This is a genomic window from Haematobacter missouriensis (assembly GCF_000740775.1).
Lineage (GTDB): Bacteria > Pseudomonadota > Alphaproteobacteria > Rhodobacterales > Rhodobacteraceae > Haematobacter > Haematobacter missouriensis.
In genome coordinates this window covers 192795-212200 of sequence record NZ_JFGS01000001.1, presented here as the reverse complement: position 1 = coordinate 212200, position 19406 = coordinate 192795, and the positions used below count along the sequence as shown (strand labels likewise).

Here is a 19406-nt window from a genome sequence, read left to right as displayed (position 1 = left end):
TTCAATGCGCGACGCCAGCGGCGACGCTTTCGTCGATGAACCGCCCCTCGCGGAAGCGGTCGAGCCCGAATTCGGCGGCCAGCGGCCCCGGCGCGCCCTTGTGAATCAGTTCTGCCATCGCCCAGCCGGAGCCGGGAATCGCCTTGAACCCGCCCGTTCCCCAGCCGCAGTTGACGAAGCAATTGCCGAGCGGCGTAGCCGAAAGGATCGGTGAGCGGTCGCCCGTCATATCCACGATCCCCGCCCATTGTCGCATCATCCTGAGGCGAGAGATGATCGGGAAGGTCTCGATCAGGGCGCGGACCGTCTCCTCCACATGCTGGAAGGAGCCGCGCTGTGCGTAGTTCACAAAACCGTCGGTGCCGCCGCCGATGACGAGTTCGCCCTTATCTGACTGGCTGATGTAGCCATGCACCGTATTGGCCATCACGACCGTGTCGAGCACCGGCTTGATCGGTTCCGACACCAGCGCCTGAAGGGCCAGCGACTCGATGGGCAGGCGGAAGCCCGCCATCTCCGCCAACACGCTGGAATGTCCGGCGACGACGAGGCCGAGCTTGCCGCAGTTGATCCGGCCCTTGGTCGTCTCCACCCCCGTTACTTGCCCGTTAGCGGAGCGGATGGCCGTCACCTCGCACTGCTGGATGATGTCCATGCCCATCGCGGAACAGGCGCGCGCATAGCCCCAGTTCACCGCATCGTGCCGCGCGGTTCCGCCCCGCGGCTGCCAGAGCGCGCCGAGAACCGGGTAGCGAGGCCCGTCGATATTCATGATGGGCGCCAGCGATTTCACCCGCTCCGGCCCGATCCATTCCGTCTCCACGCCTTGGAGACGGTTGGCCTGCACGGTCCGCAGGTAACCCCGCATCTCATGCGGGGTCTGTGCCAGCATCATCACGCCGCGCGGAGAGAACATGACATTGTAATTCAGATCCTGGCTCAGTGTCTCATACAGCTTGCGCGCCTTTTCGAAGATGGCGGAAGATGGATCCTGAAGGTAGTTGGACCGGATGATCGTGGTGTTCCGCCCGGAGTTGCCGCCTCCGAGCCAGCCCTTCTCTATCACGGCGACATTCCGCACGCCGAAATTCCGGCCCAGATAGTAGGCGGTGGCAAGGCCATGCCCCCCCGCACCCACGATCACCACGTCATATCTCGGTTTCGGCTGGGGCGAGCGCCAGGCGCGCTCCCACCCCTTCTGGTGTCGCATCGCTTCCCTGGCGAGGGCGAAGACGGAATAGCGTTTCATCGAACGGTCGGTTCCCTGTGGTGGGGTTTCCCCTTGGGCGCTTGTGCACCGTTCGGGACTATCGGCCACGCCGCAAAGCGGCACAATCGGGAAAATTCCGACATCGGCGCTTCGGCGACGACATGCCTTTCAGGGTCTGCGACTTATTGTGACTTTCTCCCCACCGCGGGAGGTCCTAAATGGAACAGGTCATGAGATCGGAGAAGCCATGCCTTTCTGGATCGCCGCGGCGACCCTTACGCTCGCCATAGCGGTCGTTCTGCTTCTTTCCCTCCGCTCCCGCCGGGAGGAAGGCACGGAGCACGCCAATGTCCGCGTCTATCGCGACCAACTGCGGGAGGTGGAACGTGATCTCGAACGCGGCACCCTCCCCGCAGCGGAAGCGGGTCGTCTGCGCACGGAGATTTCCCGGCGGCTGCTGGAGGCGGACCGCGCGAGGGAACTGCCGGCGGGACGAGGCGCGCCGCTGGTCGCCGGGCTGATGGTGATCCTGCTTCTCGCGGCTGGCTTCGGGCTTTACCTGAAGCTCGGCGCTCCGGATTATCCCGACATGCCGCTCGCATCCCGTTATGCTGCGGCGGCCGACTTGAAGGCCAACCGTCCGACACAGGCCCAGATGGAGGCCGCCGCCCCGCCCCTCACGATCGACGGCGCACAGGACCCGGCTTTCCTTGATCTCGTGGAGAAACTCCGCGCCGCGGTTCATGCCAATCCAGACGATCTCCGGGGCCAGCAATTGCTGGCCAGAAACGAGGCGGCCCTCGGCCGGTTCTCCCCTGCGGCGGCAGCCCAGTCGCGGGTCATCACCCTGAAGGGGAGTGACACGGCGGCCTCCGACTATGCTGATCTTGCGGATTACCTGATCCTCGCCGCTGGCGGCGGGGTGTCATCGGAAGCCGAAGCGGCGCTGACGGAAACCCTGCGTCGCGACCCGCAGAACCCGGCGGCGCGTTTCTACAGCGGCCTGATGCTGGCTCAAACCGGACGCCCGGATCTCGCCTTCCGCCTGTGGAGCGATCTGCTGGAAACCAGCCCTCCCGGCAGTCCCTGGATACCTGCGATCCGGCAGGACCTGCCACGCCTGGCCCTGCTTGCCGGGGTGGACTACACCCTGCCCCCGGAAGCGGCACCGCCCATCGCAGGTCCCTCCGCAGCCGACGTATCCGCAGCGGAAAACATGACCCCGCAGGATCGCGACGCCATGGTGCGCGGCATGGTGGACCGCCTTTCCGAACGCCTCTCCCGCGAAGGAGGGCCACCCGAGGATTGGGCCCGGCTGATCTCCTCCCTCGGTGTGCTGGGGGAGGAACAGAAAGCGGCCGCTGTCTGGGCCGAAGCGCAGGAAGTGTTTGCCGGACGCGACTCCGCCCTTGCCCCCATCCGCGATGCGGCGGAAAAGGCGGGCGTAACCGGATTGTGAGACGCCAATGGTCTATGACGACATCGCGGATTTTGCCGCTGCGCTGCCCTCCGCCCGCGGCATCGCCGGATTGGATCTCGGGGAAAAGACCGTGGGGGTCGCGGTGTCGGATATCCTGATGGGCGTCGCCACGCCGCTGGAAACCATCCGCCGGTCCAAGTTCAGCGCGGACGCGGCGCGGCTTCTGGACATTGCCAAGGGCCGCTCGCTGGGCGGGTTCCTGCTTGGCCTGCCAAAGAATATGGACGGCAGCGAAGGCCCACGCGCCCAGTCCACTCGCGCCTTCGCCCGCAACCTTTCCCGCCTGACCGACCTGCCCATCGGTTTCTGGGACGAGCGCCTCTCCACCGTTGCTGCTGAGCGGGCACTTCTGGAAGCCGATACGTCACGTAAGCGACGGGGTGAGCTTATCGACAATGTCGCCGCTGCCTATATCCTTCAGGGCGCACTGGACCGGATGCGTTACATGAAGGAGGAGCGGAAGAATGCGGATTGAACGTGGGATTGAAACGCCCTGCGTCAAAGTCTGCCAGATCGACCCGAAGGAGCGGATCTGCACCGGATGTTTCCGCACCACGATGGAGATCGGCATGTGGACGCGTATGAGTGCCGAAGAGCGCGCCGAGATTATGGCCGAACTCCCCTCCCGCGCCGGTCGCGTAAGCCGCCGCGGGCGCCGTTCGGCCTGAGTGTGAATGGCCGCAGCGCGGCCACTCTCGTGGTCAGCGCCGCCGTCTTGCTGTGAGGCCCATTGCCCCCATCCCTGCAAGAAGCAGCGGAAGCGCAGCGGGCAGCGGTACAGGGGCCGGCGGAGGTTCGGGGGGCGTGAAGTTGCCTTCCGTGGGCCTGAGATGGACTTCACTGTCGAGCGTCGCCGTGCCCGCGATCAGCGCGCCCTCTACCGGGTTCGCGACGATGACATGCGTCAACGGAGCCAGGACGGAACCTACGATGCCATGTAGGGTGAGGTCCGTAGCGTCGACGAAGTTCCAGAGCACATGTTCTGCGGCACCCGTTCCGCCAAGCGGATTGGCAAGGAAACTGCCGGTTCCCGTCCCCGTCACGTTGATGAGGATGCTTTCCCCTGCGCCCAGCCGCGAGAAATCCACCTGCCCCAGAGACGAGACCTGAGCCAGCGTCATGTCATAGACGGTCAGGCCCGCCATGCCGGCTCCGAAATATGCCGTATTTCCGGTAATGGGAGCAGCGGTTCCACTGAGCGAGCCGAAGGACAGCGAAGAGTCCTTCACTGTCTGTGCGATCGAGGTCGGAAACAGGTCCGAGAAGCCGGGGCTTACTGCAGCCCCCGAGGTGACAGGACCACCCTGAACCTGGGTTGCCACACCCCCAATTGTGGCGCTTCCCCCTCCGTTAAGGTCTACGCCTGTGGCATCGCCACCCACCACGACGTTACCGCCCCTGTTCACCTGCACCGGGCCGGTCAGGTTTCCACCGACGGTCAGGGTCGCATAGTCCGAAGGAGCTTGGGGCGCATGTGAACCGCCGATCCAGTAGTTCGAAGTCCCGCTGAGGTTGCCAGCAACATAGCTCCGCCCCTCAACCTCACTGTCGCTGGTTGCGTCGCCCAGAACGACCAGATTGAACTGTTGCAGGATATCCTGAAAGCTCAAAGGCGCGGCGACGACAGGACCTGACACCAGCATCGCCAGCGCCGTGAACCCGAAAATCTTCGACATTGTGAAACCCCCTGCCAACTCTTTACAAAATTAATATAACTGAATCGCAATTCTTTAAAATTATAGAGTTTAAAGTTGGTTAACGAGAGCCGAAGCCTTGCTGCTCGGGGTCATGCGGCTTTCGCCGAGAGCACCGATTTCCTCAAGGATAGGATAGGCGACGGAGGCAAGATGGGCATTCACCCGCTTCAGATCGCGCAGCAGGTCGAGATGGATCGTGCTCGTTTCGATCGTTTCGACACGTCCGGCACGAAGCCGTGCGAGGTGACGCTCGGCGGAGCCTGCCTCGATCTTGCGTGCCATCACCTTGCCATTAATGAGCTGGCGGGCGAGGTCGGTGTCGCGTGACAGGAAGATCGCCTGCGCAAGCCGCAGATTTTCCCGCGTATGGTTGAAGAAGCGCGAAAGCTCGTCCAGCCCCTCCGGCGATAGGGTCAGGCGCTTTCGGATGCGTTTTGCGGCGATCTCCGCCAGCCCGCTTTCGACGATGTCGCCCACATGCTCGAGGTTGATGGCATAGGAAATGATCTCGCTCGCCCGATGGCTGTCCACCGCATCCATCTCCTGCTGGCCCAGACGGGCGACATAGAGCTTGATCGCCTCATGGAGACGATCCACCTCTCGCTCCAGACGGGCGACTTCCTGCACAGCCGTCTCATCCCCGGAGCGCAGGGATTGTTCGGACCGATCGAGCATCTGACCGACGAGATCACCAAGCCGGAGCGCTTCGCGCGTAGCGACGGCAAGCGCCAATCCCGGTGTCGCAAGAAGACTGTCGTCGAGATAGCTCGGCGCACCTTCTGTTCCCGGTCCCTGTGGGAGAATCCGTTCCACCAGCCGCCCCAGCGGGGCGATGAGCGGCAGAAATACGACCAGCAGCGTGAGGTTGAAAAGTACGTGCAGTCCCACCGCCAACATGCCCTGCGACAGGTAGGGTTGCAACAAGGCCGCAATGTCGCCGGCGAAAAGCGTGGCGACTGCCGCCCCTGCGGCGCGAACCAGAAGGTTGGACAATGCGAGACGCCGCGCCGCCACACCTTCACCTGCGACGGCCAGATAGGCGGGGATCGCGCCCCCCAGATTGGCGCCAGCCACCATACAAACGACCAGCGTCGGTGAAACTGTCCCGGCGCTCGCGAGCGCCATGATCAGAAACACCACGGCAAGGCTGGAGGAGCCGAGGACCGCAAGTCCTGCAGCCAGCAGCACGGCAAAGATCGGAGCATTGTCGAGCGAGCCCATCACCACGGCGAGCGTCGGTGAATGACGGAGCGGCTCGGTGACCCCTCCCAGCAGCCGGAGCGCGAGCAGCATCAGACCGAGGCCGAGCAGGCTCCTGCCGATGGCCTGCACCCTGCCGGTGCGTGACGGTGTGGAGAGCACCACGCCCACGGCAATCAGGCCGCTCCCCACCCAGTGAATATCGCGAGAGAGAATCAGCGCGACGATAGCGGTACCTAGGTTCGCTCCCAGCATCACCGCCTGCGCCATCCGTGGGTCCAGAATATCGCGCGCGACGAAAGAGCCCGTCATTGCCGCGGTCGCCGTGCTGGACTGCAAGCCCAGCGTGGCAAGGAACCCCCAGAATGCGGCTGCCACCCGGTTGCGGGTGCCGCGCGCGATCCACTGCCGCAACGTCGCCCCGAAGGCACGGAGCACGCCGAGCTTGATAAGCCGCAGTCCCAGCAGCAGAAGTGCGGCGGCGCCGATCAGGTCGATGAATTGAACAGTTGGATCAGACGTTGGCACCATGGCGCAAGCCCCCCGGTCACCGGGCCTGCAGAGGTCCGTGTCAGAACCTCAGAGTTGCAGCATTCCATTGCGGTTGCAAGGATTGTAACAGTTTTGCGACAGACCCAGCAAATCAAGCGCTGCCGACAAATCGGAAAGCTCGCTGAATTTCGAAGAAATCCTTTGAGATGAATCGGATACTGCGCGGCCCTGTTTGCTCGACGCCCGGATACCAGCTTCCGCGATAGGCGTCGCCGGGGGTGGAGAATTCGATGACCATCTCATAGTCAGAAGCAAGCGCAGGCAGGGCGGCACGGAAATCGCCGCGGAGAACCTTTTCCACACCTGCGCGAATGCGGCGCACGGACTCGATCGGGGTAAGGGAGACCGTCGCATTGCCATAGCCCTGCCCGGTCGTAAGCGTCGCGATGCCCGGCACCAGGCTGGCTGCATCGGCACAGATGCCAGCATCCCCCGCGAGAAAGGCCGATGGCACGCCATAACGCGCGGCACAGAGACTGTTCATCGTGAATTCGGAGGCAACCTCACCGTTGATGAGCAGCCGACCGATACGCCCGTTCATCGTATGCGCCAGCGGGTTCGTATCGCTCCCCGCCTTCGCGTGATATCCGGTGTAGATGGCGGCATCGAAACTGCTGTCGATGCCGAACATCATGGAGTCCGGATGACCGCTCCAACCCCGGATGATCCGGACACCCTCTGGCAGCCTGTCAAGGATCAGGTTACGCGCGCTTTCGTGCGCATCCTTCACCACGATTTCGGTCGCCCCTGCGGCGCGAGCGCCTTCGCACGCAGCAGCAACCTCCGCCGTCATATAGCCTTGAAACTGAGCATAATCGGGGTGAGCGCGTTCCAGTTCGTCCCAAGCGGTGATGCCGGCGGTGCCTTCCATGTCCGCGCTGATGAAAACTTTCATGCGTCCTCTCCCGTCCTGGGCGGCCATCATCCGGCATCCCTCCTGCAAGGGGAAGCCATGCCGGATGGGACGCGTCAAGAGGCTCGGTGGCCGGTCAGCAGATCATTTGGGATTGAGGCTCTGCAGATAGGCGACGATATCCGCACGCTCTTCGGGCTTTTTCACGCCTGCGAACGCCATCTTGGTTCCCGGCACCATGGCCTTCGGGTCGGTGATGAAGTGGTCAATCTCCTCGGGTGTCCAGATGTGGCCCTCGTCACCCAGCTTCTTCATCGCATCGGAATAGGTAAACCCCTCCAGCGAGGCCGTCTTGCGCCCGACGACGTCATGCAGGTTCGGTCCTGCCTTATTCGGCGCTCCTGCCTCGACCGCATGGCAGATCGCGCATTTGCGGAAGGATTTCTCACCCTTGGCAGGGTCACCATCCGCAAGCGCAGGCAGTGCACTCACCGCCAGTACGATCGCTGCAAGCGATGCGGGAACGGACTTGGTCAGACGAAACATGGCTTTTCCTCCATTGGCCAGAGTTTGGCGAGTTCGCGCCTGTGTTCTGACTGGTAATCCTGCCGGAGCACATCCGCTTCTCCATAACCGAACCGACAGCGGGATAGGAGAGGTTCAATCCGCAGACGGAGCGATTTTTGCATTCTCAACAGGCAGGATCACTCGCTCTCACCGCCCGTGGCATGTCCCTCAGTAAATCACGACCGACCGTATCGACTTGCCTTCCCGCATCAGATCAAACCCGGTGTTGATCTCATCGAGGGTCAGGTAATGGGTGATCATCGGGTCGATCTCAATCTTGCCCGCCATGTACCAGTCCACGATCCTCGGGACATCGGTGCGTCCCCTCGCGCCGCCGAAGGCGGAGCCTTTCCATACCCTGCCAGTGACAAGCTGAAACGGCCGGGTCTGTATCTCCGCCCCGGCGGGAGCCACGCCGATCACGACAGAGACACCCCAGCCACGATGCGTGCACTCCAGCGCGTCGCGCATCACCTTCACGTTGCCCGTGCAGTCGAAGGAATAATCCGCACCCCCGATCTGATCGAAAGGTGTCTTTGTCATGTCCACGATATGCTGAACGACAGAGCCTTCGATATTCCGCGGGTTGACGAAATGCGTCATGCCGAAGCGTTCGCCCCAGCTTTTCTTGTCATCGTTGAGATCCACGCCGATGATCATGTCGGCCCCGGCGAGCTTCAGGCCCTGAATGACGTTCAGGCCAATTCCCCCGAGGCCAAAAACCACCGCCTTGGAGCCGATCTCCACTTTCGCCGTGTTGATTACCGCTCCCACTCCCGTGGTGACGCCACAGCCGATGTAGCAGATTTTCTCGAAAGGCGCGTCATCCCGAACCTTGGCCAGTGCGATCTCCGGCAGGACCGTGTGGTTGGCGAAGGTCGAACAGCCCATGTAGTGTAGGATCGGCGTGCCATCCAGCATGGTAAACCGGGTCGTTCCATCCGGCATCACACCCTGCCCTTGAGTGGAGCGGATCGCTGTGCAGAGGTTCGTCTTGCGGCTGAGACAGGAGGGGCATTGGCGACATTCCGGCGTATAGAGCGGTATGACGTGATCGCCGGGTTTGAGCGTCGCGACCCCCGGGCCGACCTCCAGCACGACCCCGGCACCCTCATGCCCGAGAATGACCGGAAAGAGGCCTTCGGGATCGGCCCCTGACAATGTGAACTCATCGGTGTGGCAGATGCCGGTCGCCTTCATCTCTACCAGAACCTCACCCGCCTTCGGGCCTTCGAGGTTCACCTCCATCACCTCAAGCGGTTTACCGGCTTCTAGGGCGACGGCAGCACGGGTGCGCATCGAAATCTCCATCTCGCTATGCAGGGCGTTCAGGCCCCGCACGGGTGGCGCCGGCGCAATTGTTCGCGCCGGCACCCCAGGCACTGCTAATCAGGCCGCGGCCAAAACCCCGTTCTTCTTGGCCACGAAGGTGGAGATCGCATCCATAAGCGGCGGCGAAAGGCAATCATAAGGCTCCAGCTTCAGCTCGCGCAGCCGGCCCCGGATACCTTCCATACGGTCAGGAGCGACACCCGATTCGATCACCGAAGAAACGAAGGCGGCGAATTCGGGTGCCGACCAGCCATCCTCGGCGGAGAGCTCGGTATGAACAAAATCCAGACCGTGGAAGGGGTGATCCGTCGACTCGATCCGGCCATACATGTGCACGCCGCAATCCTTGCAGGCGTGACGCTGAATAGCCGCCTGTTCGTTGACGATCTTCAGTTTGTCCGCATTCTGCGTTACCTTCACATGGTCCCGCGGAACCACCGCGATCTGAGCGAAGGTCGCGCCTTCCGGCTTCCAGCATTTGGTGCAGCCACAGACGTGGTTATGCGCGGTCTGGTGCGAAACCTTCACTTCGACAGGATTGCTGGCGCAGTGGCATTTCAGCGTTCCTCCCGCAAAATCCGCTTTTCCGGGGTGAACGCCCCCGTCCACCGCCGGATGAATCTCTACATTTTCATAAGTCATGGAATACCCTCCCTTGCTTCGGCCGGCAGCCAGCCACAAACCGAACACGCTGGAACTCTGCGCAGAGGGCGCGCATGAAACAATTCAGCAAAAGGGTGGAGAAGAAGAGATCCCCCTTTTCCGACCATTTCCAGAAAGCAAATGATTTCCGTCTCGGGATTGCGCGTTCGCTGCGGACGTTGCAATAGCGCAAGCAGAAATTTTGAAATAAAATCAAGGTGCAAGTGTCTGACATCAGCTGCGGTAGCACCTTTGTATTCAATAATTTCTCGGGATTACTCTCCCCATGAAGGTCCAACGCGTCCCGCCTCCACCCGGGCAGTCAGGTAGAACCGCGTCGCGCTGCCCGGCGACCGGCATTGCGGAGAAAACCGTGCCCTGAACGGCCGATCCAGCCCGCCGACGCTTCGCTCTCCTGATCGCTCAATTCGACCCTATTGAGAGCGGGTAGGTCAACGAGATCACTGTCGGAAGTCGCCGCCGCATCATGGCCATGCTCCGCGAATTCCAGAAGCGAACGGCGCGGAGAACCGCCTCTTCCCGAAAGTTATCTTAAATAGTTACAACAATAGAAAATTTATCTTACTTTCGGCGGGTTTTATGCTTCCATACACGCTCCGGCCCAAGAAAATTTGATTGCGTTGTCCTCCACCCTGCTTTCCCAGAGGCGCGACGATTTTCATTATATTGATTGAGAATGATCCGATGACCCACGAAGACCATGAGCGCCTGCTGAGAGAGTTGGAGACGGGCAAAATTGAGTATGACAGTCGCAGCGACGATATCTGCCTCGCGCCTGGTGTCCCGCTAACGGAGGCGCATATCCGGATCGTGGCGCAGCGTCCGTATCTGGCAGACAGCTGGCCCCAGCATCTACGGATCTCGATCGGGGTGCCACCGATCCCCGGGGCAGAGGTGCATCCCGATGATCTTGCCGCGGATCCCTTTGCCACCGCAATGAAGATCCGGCGGGCGAAATAGCCCGGCGACAGTCGGGGCAGATGGAAAATCCTGAAGTCGGCGCCAGTATCCTGCCGGGAGCACGTCGCGACGGGCGACCTGCTGGGCGTGGGCAGCCCTGCAATGCTGTTCCGCTCGCGATAGACAGTCCCTTCATTCGCAGCTGGAGCAATCGTTAACCGACCTCGCATCGGGCGCGTTCCTGAGAAGGCATCCGGTAACCCTGCGTCAAGCCATGATGAACGAGCCACAAACCCGACGGTTCATCCGAGGGAACTCGCGCCGAGGATCGCCGGTGACAGAAGCCGATGGTCTGCAGAGGTGAGACCCGATGCCGCCTCCGTTCCATAGACCCGCACGCGCGGCAGCCGTGACGGGGAAAATTACTCACCAAAGGGGTTCAGAATTTTCGACGGGTTCCGCTTGGCCGCATATTTCGCCGCTGATGCCATAAGGCGATCTGGAAAATCGCCTCTTCCCCGGTATCGGAAAGCGACAGGGCTACCCACTCCCGGCCATAGCTCATCACCGTGTGTGGCCATTCTCAGGCCGAACTTTCCGAACTCCATGAAAAGGGCATGGATCGACGGCGAGTCGCCCGGTTGCAGTAGCGGCGATGGAGGTTCGACCCGGATTTTCGTCGAGACACAACACGCTATATTGCTGCACATTTCTGAGGAAATGGAGCGGGCGATGGGAATCGAACCCACGACATTCAGCTTGGGAAGCTGACGTTCTACCTCTGAACTACACCCGCGCGCGGATCGTGTAACATCCCCTATCCTCGCTGCGCAAGGGGCGATGGCTGCATTCGCCACGCCCCCAACGCGATCTTCGGATTACCTATCGCTCGTCGGCGATAACTTTACCGTCGTTCGGCAGCGTTCCTGGCGGTACGATGCGTACCACCCCCTTCAGCTTGGTAACTTCGGTGAGCTTCTTGCCCAGTTTGTCAGCGGCAGCCGCAGCGGCATGTTCAGCCCATAGCTCCATCCGATCCTGCTCGCCTTCGCGTTTAACGACGAGCCTCACCTTGCCGGTTCCTGACACAGAGCGGGCAACGGTGGCCACCTGCTCGGGCCGGACGAACATGCCCTTCACCTTTGTCGCTTGGTCCGCCCGACCGAGCCAACCACGGATCCGCCGGTTGGTTCTGCCGTCCTCCAAAGGACCGCTCAAGATCGCGGACAGATCACCCGTGGCAAAGCGGAAGAGCGGGTAATCAGGCGAAAGCCGCGTCACCACGACTTCGCCCACCTCTCCGTCCGGCAAAGGCTCCCCCGTGCCGGGATGCACGATTTCCAGCAGCACACCTTCGTTCACCACCATGCCGGGGCCATCGCCCTCATAGGCGACGATGCCCAGATCCGCAGTACCGTAACACTGGCGAACCTGCACGCCGCGCCCGGCAAGCTCTAGCCGAAGCGACTCGGGGAGGGCCGCACCGGAGACGAGCGCCATCCGAAGAGAACTGGTATCCGCGCCCTGCTCCGCCGCCTTGTCCAGAATGATCTTGAGGAAGTCCGGCGTGCCCACATAGGCGCTTGGCTGGAATTGCTCGATGGCGATGAGCTGATCCGCGGTATTGCCCGGGCCTGTCGGGATCACCGCGCAACCGATCGCCTCTGCACCGCTTTCGAACATGAAGGCCGCGGGCGTCAGATGGTAGGAGAAGGTATTGAGCACAACGTCCCCCTGCCGAAGCCCCGCCGCGTGCAGCGCTCGCGCCGCGCCCCACCAGTCCGGTCCCTTGCCCTCCGGATCGAAGATCGGGCCGGGGGATATGAAAAGCCGCCGAAGCTGCCCCCGCTCGGTCGCGGTGAGGCCGCCGAAGGGGGGGGTAGCCTTCTGCAGGGCGGAAAGCTCGGATTTTCGAAGCACCGGCAGCGCTGACAACCCGGTCCAGTCCTCCACCCGTTCAGGGCTGTCCCGCAGGCGATCCGCCCAATAGGGCTGTTCTCCGCGCGCGCGGGCCAGCGCCGCGTTCAACCGTGTGAAAAGAACCTTGTCACGTGCAGGAGGATCCAGGGTTTCCGCCTGGTCGTAGGGTTCGCCCATAGCGTTCTCCTTCAAGCCAGCCAGCGTTTGCGCCGGCGGTAGTGCTTCACGTTGCGATAATCGACCTTGCCGCCACCGCCGAGGTAGAAGTCCTGCACGTCCGGGTTGCTTTTCAGCACCTCCGCTGCACCCGACATCACCACCTGACCGTTCTCTATGAGATAGGCCCGGCCCACCACATCCAGGGTCGCGGCTGCGTTCTGTTCGACCAGCAGCACAGAGAGACCCTGCTCTTCATTGATCTTGCGAATGATCGCGAAGATCTCCTGCACCAGAAGCGGTGACAGTCCAAGCGAGGGCTCGTCCAGCATGACGAGCTTCGGCTCGGTCATCAGAGCGCGTCCGATGGCGAGCATCTGCTGCTCCCCACCGGAGAGATATCCGGCCTTGGACCGGATGCGCTCCTTCAGGCGTGGAAAGTAGTCGTAGACCTGTTCGCGAAGCTCGTTGTAGCGGGCGGAATTGCCGCCGCGATAGGCGGCGATCAGGTTTTCATCCGGCGTAAGGTGGCCGAAGATCCGCCGGCCTTCCAGCACATGCACCAGACCGTCGGCCACCCGTTCCGGCGGTCCCATCTTCAGCAGGTCATGTTCCCCAAAGCGGATCGCGCCGCGTGTGACAAGCCCGCGCTCCGGCCCGAGCAGGCCGGAGATCGCTTTCAGCGTCGTCGATTTCCCCGCGCCGTTGGAGCCGAGAAGGGCGACAACCTCGCCCTCCCCGACTTCCAGGGACACGCCCTTGATGGCGAGGAACACCTTGTCGTAGATCACCTCGACATTCTCGAGGACGAGCCCCGGCATGGGTCAGTTCCCCGCCTTGTATTTCGCGGCTGAACTTTCGATCTCCGCCCGCACGACGTCCTGATAGGCCGCGTGCCAGTCGGAGACAGGCACCCAGGCGGAACCGTCCCATTCGGACACCCGTCCCGCACCGCCGCCCTGATGATCGTTTGCCGTGATCGTAATCGGCGGCATCAGCCCCTCGGCGTCGAAATCGGTGATCTTCTCGAACCCGGCCTTCAGCTTCTCCCCCGTCAGCGGACCACCGCCATCGGCCAGCGCGAGCCGCGCCGCCTCCACCGCGACAGCCATGGTGGCTACGCCGAGATTGTAATAGCTGGTGCCGACATTGGCCTTGTCGCCCGCCCCGTGACCGGCATCGATCACCTTGGACTGGATGCGCTCGAGGATGGGGCTATCCACCCCGGAAGCCGTCGCCTCGAAGCGCTTGACGCCCTTCATCTGGGCCGCGCCCACGTTCGCGGCATCCGTCTCCGCCAGCCAGATGACGGAATAGATGCTGTTCGGATCGATGCCGTTCTGGATCGCGGAGCGGACGGAGACCGCCTGCCCGCCGCCCGCACCCCAGATCATCACGTAATCCGGGCGGTAACGCCGGACCTCCGACCATGCGGCGGACTGCTCGTTGCCGGGGCTGGCATAAGGGAATGCCTTGACCTCGAACTTCTCCTTCTCCGCAAGATCGTTCAGGATCGGCAGAGGCTCGCGGCCGAATGGGCTGTCGATGTGCACGATGGCGATCTTCTTGCCTTCCAGGCCACCGTTCGATTTCATGTATTCGACAAGGTTCGCCGCCTGCGACCAGTAGGTCGCCATCATCGGAAAGACATAGGGGAAAACCTCCCCGTCCGAGGCGTCGCCACGGCCGTGAACCGGCGTGATGAGCACCACCTTGTCCTTGTCCACGCTGTCGATCATCGCCGCGGAAACCGGCGTTGACAGGAAGTCGAACAGGATCGCGCCTTCATCGCGGGCGCGGTTATAGGCTTCGATGCCACGTTGCGGCTGGTTGCCGTGATCGCGCACGATGGCCTCGAACTTGGTCCCGTCGACGCCGCCTTCGGCGTTCACCAGCGTCAGGTAATCCCGCTGACCCTGATTGTATTGCCCGGTGACGAAGGTGTAGACAGCCGTGAAATCCTGCAGCAGTCCGATCTTCACGTCATCCGCACGGGCGGGGCCGCCAAGAGCCATTCCCGCCAGAACCACGGCGGTCATCGCGCCGCCACGCATCCATTTCAGTCCCATGCTTCCTCCCATTTTCCCGGCTCCTCCTTCCGGTCAACTCGTCAGCTTCTGGCGTGGCGGAATGGCCAGACCAGGAAATACTTGCGGATGTTGTCGTAGATTTTCGCCAGCCCCAGCGGCTCGAACAGCAGAAATCCGATGATCATTGCGCCGTAGATCATGAGCGGCAGATGCGAGATGAAGTTCTGGCTGACCGGAACCCACCCTGCATCCGCCAGAGCGGCGATCCCATTCGTCAGAACGATGGGCGCAAGCAGCACGAAGCCAGCGCCCAGATACGAACCGACGACCGAACCGAGTCCTCCGACAAGCACCATGGCGACGAGCTGGATGGAAACGTTGAAGCCGAACTGCTCCGGCGTCACCGCGCGGTAGTAGCAGAAAGCTAGGATCGCCCCGGTCACTCCGCCCATGAAGGAGGAGGTGAAGAAAGCCATCAGCTTGTAGCGGAAGGGATCAACTCCGATGACAGCCGCCGCGAAATCCTTGTCACGGATGGCCACCAGCGCGCGCCCGAAGCTCGTCCGTTTCACGTTCAGGAAGAACAGCGTCATCAGGACGGCCCAGCCCAGCGCAAGCCAGTAGCGGGAGGCGAGGCTCTCGATCGGCATGAACAGGAAGCGGACCTCCGGCGTGCGCAGCGTGGCATGGGCACCGCCGGAAATCGCGGGAACGTTCACGATCACCCAGTCGACCAGATACTGCATCGCGAGCGTCGCCATGACGAGGTAAAGCCCCTTCACCCGGAGCGCCGCCGCTCCGAACACCGTACCGATCACGGCGGCGACAATACCGGCTGCAAGCAGGGCTATCTCGAACGGAACACCGGCGCGAACCATGTGGATCGCCGCATAGGCCCCGATCGCCATCACCGCCGCGAAGCCGAAGTGCAGTTGCCCCGCCAGCCCCATCAGAAGGGTGAGCGACAGCGCCGCAGCGCTCCAGATCACCCAGGGCAGAACGTAGGAACCAAGGTAGAGGTCCGACAGATACAGGGGCGCGGCCAACGCCAGCAGCAGCAGAAGGATGACGATTGCCCTGTCGGCAGGCACTGGCCAGAGAGCGCGGGCGCTTTCGTAGCGGCTGTGATGGACGCCGGAGAGACGGTAATACATATCAGATCCTCTCGATGTCCTCGCGCCCGAAGATGCCGTAGGGGCGGATCATGATGGTCAGAAGAATGATGAGCGAGGTCACGACATCCCGCGTACCTCCGCCGACGATGCTGTCGAGATAGCCGGGGATCACGGCCCCCAACACACCGACGAGGATGCCGCCCACCAGCACCCCGATGATCGAGTCGAGCCCGCCCAGGATGACCACTGCCACCGCAGGGAACAGCAAGGTGGAAAGCGTCCAGTCCACCCCCTGTGCGGATCCCCAGAGGGTCCCCGCGACAACCGCCGTCACCCCCGCCAGACCCCAGGAGATGCCGATGGCGCGTTCCACCGAGATGCCGACCGCCCAAGAGGAGATATGGTCGTCCGAGACGGCGCGGAGCTTGGTACCGAGCCGGGTGCGGAAGAACAGCAGCGCGGCGATGACCATGACCACGCCGATGGCTCCGCCGATCAGATAGGTGCGGTTGATGAATACGTCCCCCACGATCACCGGCGCAAACCCGATGCCGAGGTCGAGCGGCTTCGGCGTGGTGCCGAGAATACCGGGCACCAGCCCGCGCAGCAGGATATCCAGTCCGAGGGTCAGCATCACGATCATGATGATCGGCTGACCGACCATCCGGCGCAGCAGCAACCGCTCCACCACCAGACCCAGCGCGAACATGGCCAGCGCAGCGCCGATCACCGCCAGCCACATCGGCAGCCCGAAGGAGAGCAGGAGCCAGACGGCATAGCCCGCCGTCATCACCAAAGCTCCTTGCGCCAGGTTTGGCACGCCCGCGGATTTGTAGATCAGCACGAAGCCCAAGGCGACGAGGCTGTACATCAGCCCGGTCAGCGCGCCATTGATCACAAGTTCAACGAAATAGGCCATCAACGCCCCTCCCCGCCGTTGACGTCGCGGATGGACAGGCGGCGCTCTATCGTCCCCGTCTGCCCGTTCTCATAGGTGATCTGAGCGCGGTAATCGACGCTGTCCTGTCCGGCATAGATCGCATCGATGATCGCGGCATAGCGGTCGTCTATCAGGTTGCGGCGCAGCTTGCGGGTGCGCGTCACTTCCCCATCGTCCGGGTCGAATTCCTTGTGAAGATTGACGAACCGGCTGATGTTGAGGTTCGCGGGCATGGCCGCATTCACCTGCGCCACCACGTCGCCGATAAGCCCATAGACCTCCGGCCGCTGGGACAGTTCGGCGTAGGACGTATAGGCCACGCGGTTTTCCTGCGCCCACTGCCCCACCGCGGCAAAGTCGATGCAGATGATCGCCGAGAGGAAGTCCCGCCCTGCGCCGATCACGCACGCATCTTTGATGAAAGGCGAGAATTTCAGCCGGTTCTCGATATAGGTGGGGATGTAACGCGTGCCGCTGGCGGTGTGCATGACCTCCGACACGCGGCCCAGAACGACGAGTTGGCCATCCCCCTCCACCTGCCCGGCGTCACCGGTGTGCAGCCAGCCGTCGCGGAGCGTCTCCGCGGTAGATTTGTCATTCTGGAAGTAGCCGTCGAAGATGTTGTCGCCCCGCAGCAGGATCTCCCCGTCCTCGGCGATCCGCATCTCCACGCCGGGAAAGGGGCGCCCCACGGTGGTCAGCGAGATGTCCTCCGGCTTCTGGGCGACCGCCAGCGCGCAGTTCTCCGTCTGACCATAGAACTGCCTCAGGTTCAGGCCGAGCGCGCGGAAGTAGAGAAACACATCCTCCCCGATCGCCTCGCCCGCCGTATAGGCACGCTTCACACGGCTGAGGCCAAGGTGATCGCGGATCGGGCCATAGATCAGCACCTCTCCCATCGCGCGACGCAGCCGTTCCGTCGCCGTCGGCACATGGCCGGAAAGGCGTTTGCGCTCCAGTTCGACCGCGAAAGGCACGAAAGCATCATAGAGCCGCCGCTTCATGCCCGCCGTCTCCGCCACTCCGACCTGAATTCTTGTCAGCATGGCCGACCAGGCGCGCGGCGCGGCGAAATAAAGCGTGGGAGCGATCTCCCGCAGGTCATGCAGCGCGGTTTCCTGCCCCTCCGGCACATGCACGGTGAAGCGGAGCGCCATGGCCGCGCCCACGGAAAAGATGAAATCCCCGACCCAGGCCATCGGGAGATAGGCCATATGGACCTCCCCCTGCTGGAAGTATCCCGCCGCCGCAGCGTTCCGCACACCGGCCAGCACATGCCCATGCTTCAGGGGAATGCCCTTCGGCGCGCCTGTGGTGCCGGAGGAATGCAGCAGGATCGCCACATCATGCACGGAGGGACGCGAGAGCAGATCTTCCGCCAGCCCCGGCTCCGCCGCCAGCCGCGCCCTGCCCCGCTCGGAAATCTCGCTGAAGGCGACGACGCCCGGCGCCTCCTTCCCCTTCAGCCCGCGCGGGTCATCATAGATGATGAGCCGGAGACCGGGATGGGTTTCGCGGGCGGCGAGCAGCTTGTCCACCTGCTCCTGATCCTCTGCGATGGCGACATGAACGCCTTCGCGCTTCATCTGCTGCGCCAGCTCCTCCGCCGGGGCATCCGCATAGGCAGGCGACGGGATCGCGCGGAGCGCTACTGCTCCCAGCATGCCGAAATACAGGTTCGGCCGGTTGTCCCCGATCACCAGAACGATGTCACCCTGCCCGACACCCTCCGCCTCCAGGCCGGCGGCAAAGGCAAGCACCGCGTCGTGGTAATCCTTCCAGGTGTATTCCTGCCAGATACCGTGGTTGCGTTCCCGCAGGGCCACATCGGAGCCGTGATCGCGCGCATTCCGGCCCAGCAGGCTCATCAGGTGGTCATCGGCGACCCAGTCGGGATGCAACGCCTCGGGCGCGGACAAGGGCGCGGCGCGGACAGGCTCAAGCTGCATGGCGTGCCTTTCCGATATAGGCTTCGACCACCTTCGGATCGGCGATCGCCTCGCGCGCCGGCCCCTGGGCGATTTCGGTGCCGTTGGACAGGACGAGCACCCGGTCGCAGATTGCGGTGATCACGTCCATATGGTGCTCGATGATGAGAACGGTCAGGCCCAGCGCCTCCTGGGCATCGAGGATGAAGCGGACCATGTATTCCTTCTCCTCCTGGTTCATGCCCGCCATGGGCTCGTCCAAGACCAGAAGCCGCGGCTCGGCACAGAGAGCCCGGGCCAGTTCTACCCGCTTCTGAAGGCCGAGCGGGATGACATCCACATGCTCGTCCCGAGCGCTTTCGAGCTGCAGCAGGTCGATGACCTCCTCCACCTTGCGGCGATGCGCGACCTCTTCCTTGCGCGCCCACCATGGATAGAAGAACGACGCCAGCGGATTGGGCTTCATGTAGATGTGCCGGCCCATCAGGATGTTGTCGAGTACGCTCATCCCATGGAACAGCGCGACGTTCTGAAATGTCCGCGCCACTCCCATACCGGCGATACGATAGGGTTTCAGGCCGTTGATCTGCCTGCCCTCAAGCGTGATCGTCCCTTCCTGCGGCGGATAGAACCCGGTGATCGCATTGACGAGGGTCGTCTTGCCCGAGCCGTTCGGACCGACCAGTCCGAAGATCTCTCCCTGCCGCACGGCGACAGACACGTCGGTCAGTGCCTTCACCCCACCGAAACGGCGGCTGACATTGTCGCAGACCAGTACCCCTTCCGCCGGTGTCAGCGCTTCTGCGGTTGCAACGGCAGGTGAAGCCGACGTCATGCGCGCGGCCTGTTGAGCGATGTGAAAT

18 protein-coding genes and 1 tRNA gene are annotated in these 19406 nt (G+C 62.7%); 4 read left to right on the top strand and 15 right to left on the bottom strand.

Going from position 1 to position 19406, the window contains the following annotated elements; translation table 11 throughout:
- Nucleotide 1 precedes the first annotated feature (1 nt).
- Complete coding sequence (locus CG51_RS01055) at nt 2-1249, bottom strand: sarcosine oxidase subunit beta family protein (protein ID WP_035740882.1); 1248 nt, start codon at nt 1247-1249, stop codon at nt 2-4.
- Nucleotides 1250-1457: 208 nt separating this feature from the next.
- Here CG51_RS01055 and ccmI point away from each other — a divergent pair, with 208 nt between their 5' ends.
- From ccmI to CG51_RS01040, 3 genes are read left to right on the top strand one after another with little or no spacing between them, the layout of a single operon-like run.
- Entirely contained in the window at nt 1458-2669 is a 1212-nt protein-coding gene (gene ccmI, locus CG51_RS01050; protein WP_035740880.1) for a c-type cytochrome biogenesis protein CcmI, read from the top strand.
- Nucleotides 2670-2676: 7 nt separating this feature from the next.
- Nucleotides 2677-3165, top strand: coding sequence for a Holliday junction resolvase RuvX (ruvX, locus tag CG51_RS01045; RefSeq protein WP_035740879.1), 489 nt, complete (start codon nt 2677-2679; stop codon nt 3163-3165).
- Nucleotides 3155-3358 (top strand): DUF1289 domain-containing protein, encoded by a 204-nt coding sequence (locus CG51_RS01040; protein WP_035740877.1) that lies wholly within the window; start codon nt 3155-3157, stop codon nt 3356-3358. Before ruvX ends, CG51_RS01040 begins: the two co-directional genes overlap by 11 nt.
- Before the next feature lie 33 nt (nt 3359-3391).
- Here CG51_RS01040 and CG51_RS01035 read toward each other — a convergent pair whose 3' ends face one another.
- From CG51_RS01035 to gfa, 6 genes are all read right to left on the bottom strand, one after another.
- Complete coding sequence (locus CG51_RS01035) at nt 3392-4366, bottom strand: collagen-binding domain-containing protein (protein WP_035740876.1); 975 nt, start codon at nt 4364-4366, stop codon at nt 3392-3394.
- Nucleotides 4367-4435: 69 nt separating this feature from the next.
- The gene (locus CG51_RS01030) at nt 4436-6118 is read right to left on the bottom strand and encodes a Na/Pi cotransporter family protein (RefSeq protein ID WP_035740874.1); all 1683 of its coding nucleotides are present in this window, start codon (nt 6116-6118) and stop codon (nt 4436-4438) included.
- A 112-nt stretch (nt 6119-6230) separates the two neighbouring features.
- Nucleotides 6231-7034, bottom strand: a complete 804-nt coding sequence (locus CG51_RS01025; RefSeq protein WP_035740872.1) for a M55 family metallopeptidase — start codon at nt 7032-7034, stop codon at nt 6231-6233.
- A 102-nt stretch (nt 7035-7136) separates the two neighbouring features.
- Nucleotides 7137-7538, bottom strand: a complete 402-nt coding sequence (locus CG51_RS01020) for a c-type cytochrome (protein WP_035740870.1) — start codon at nt 7536-7538, stop codon at nt 7137-7139.
- 189 nt (nt 7539-7727) lie between these two features.
- A complete protein-coding gene (locus CG51_RS01015; RefSeq protein WP_035740868.1) occupies nt 7728-8858 on the bottom strand; it encodes an S-(hydroxymethyl)glutathione dehydrogenase/class III alcohol dehydrogenase in 1131 nt (376 codons plus the stop codon).
- A gap of 90 nt (nt 8859-8948) precedes the next feature.
- Nucleotides 8949-9533: an S-(hydroxymethyl)glutathione synthase gene (gfa, locus tag CG51_RS01010; protein WP_035740867.1), complete on the bottom strand. Its 585-nt coding sequence runs from the start codon at nt 9531-9533 to the stop codon at nt 8949-8951.
- A gap of 705 nt (nt 9534-10238) precedes the next feature.
- Between gfa and CG51_RS01005 the strand changes: the two genes are divergently transcribed.
- Nucleotides 10239-10514: a hypothetical protein gene (locus CG51_RS01005; protein WP_035740866.1), complete on the top strand. Its 276-nt coding sequence runs from the start codon at nt 10239-10241 to the stop codon at nt 10512-10514.
- A 661-nt stretch (nt 10515-11175) separates the two neighbouring features.
- Here the strand turns inward: CG51_RS01005 and CG51_RS01000 are convergent.
- The 8 genes from CG51_RS01000 to CG51_RS00965 form a co-directional block, all read right to left on the bottom strand.
- Nucleotides 11176-11250 (bottom strand) — tRNA-Gly (locus CG51_RS01000).
- Nucleotides 11251-11336: 86 nt separating this feature from the next.
- On the bottom strand, nt 11337-12551 hold the full coding sequence (locus tag CG51_RS00995; RefSeq protein WP_035740864.1) for a phenylacetate--CoA ligase family protein: 1215 nt from the start codon (nt 12549-12551) through the stop codon (nt 11337-11339).
- Between the two features lie 11 nt (nt 12552-12562).
- The gene (locus CG51_RS00990) at nt 12563-13351 is read right to left on the bottom strand and encodes an ABC transporter ATP-binding protein (protein ID WP_035740862.1); all 789 of its coding nucleotides are present in this window, start codon (nt 13349-13351) and stop codon (nt 12563-12565) included.
- Between the two features lie 3 nt (nt 13352-13354).
- Complete coding sequence (locus tag CG51_RS00985) at nt 13355-14599, bottom strand: ABC transporter substrate-binding protein (RefSeq protein WP_035741279.1); 1245 nt, start codon at nt 14597-14599, stop codon at nt 13355-13357.
- Nucleotides 14600-14640: 41 nt separating this feature from the next.
- On the bottom strand, nt 14641-15714 hold the full coding sequence (locus CG51_RS00980; RefSeq protein ID WP_035740860.1) for a branched-chain amino acid ABC transporter permease: 1074 nt from the start codon (nt 15712-15714) through the stop codon (nt 14641-14643).
- A gap of 1 nt (nt 15715) precedes the next feature.
- The gene (locus CG51_RS00975) at nt 15716-16594 is read right to left on the bottom strand and encodes a branched-chain amino acid ABC transporter permease (RefSeq protein WP_035740858.1); all 879 of its coding nucleotides are present in this window, start codon (nt 16592-16594) and stop codon (nt 15716-15718) included.
- Entirely contained in the window at nt 16594-18564 is a 1971-nt protein-coding gene (locus CG51_RS00970; RefSeq protein WP_035740857.1) for an AMP-dependent synthetase/ligase, read from the bottom strand. Before CG51_RS00970 ends, CG51_RS00975 begins: the two co-directional genes overlap by 1 nt.
- Nucleotides 18554-19378, bottom strand: a complete 825-nt coding sequence (locus tag CG51_RS00965; RefSeq protein WP_035740855.1) for an ABC transporter ATP-binding protein — start codon at nt 19376-19378, stop codon at nt 18554-18556. The genes CG51_RS00970 and CG51_RS00965 overlap by 11 nt, the downstream gene beginning before the upstream one ends.
- Nucleotides 19379-19406: the final 28 nt, after the last annotated feature.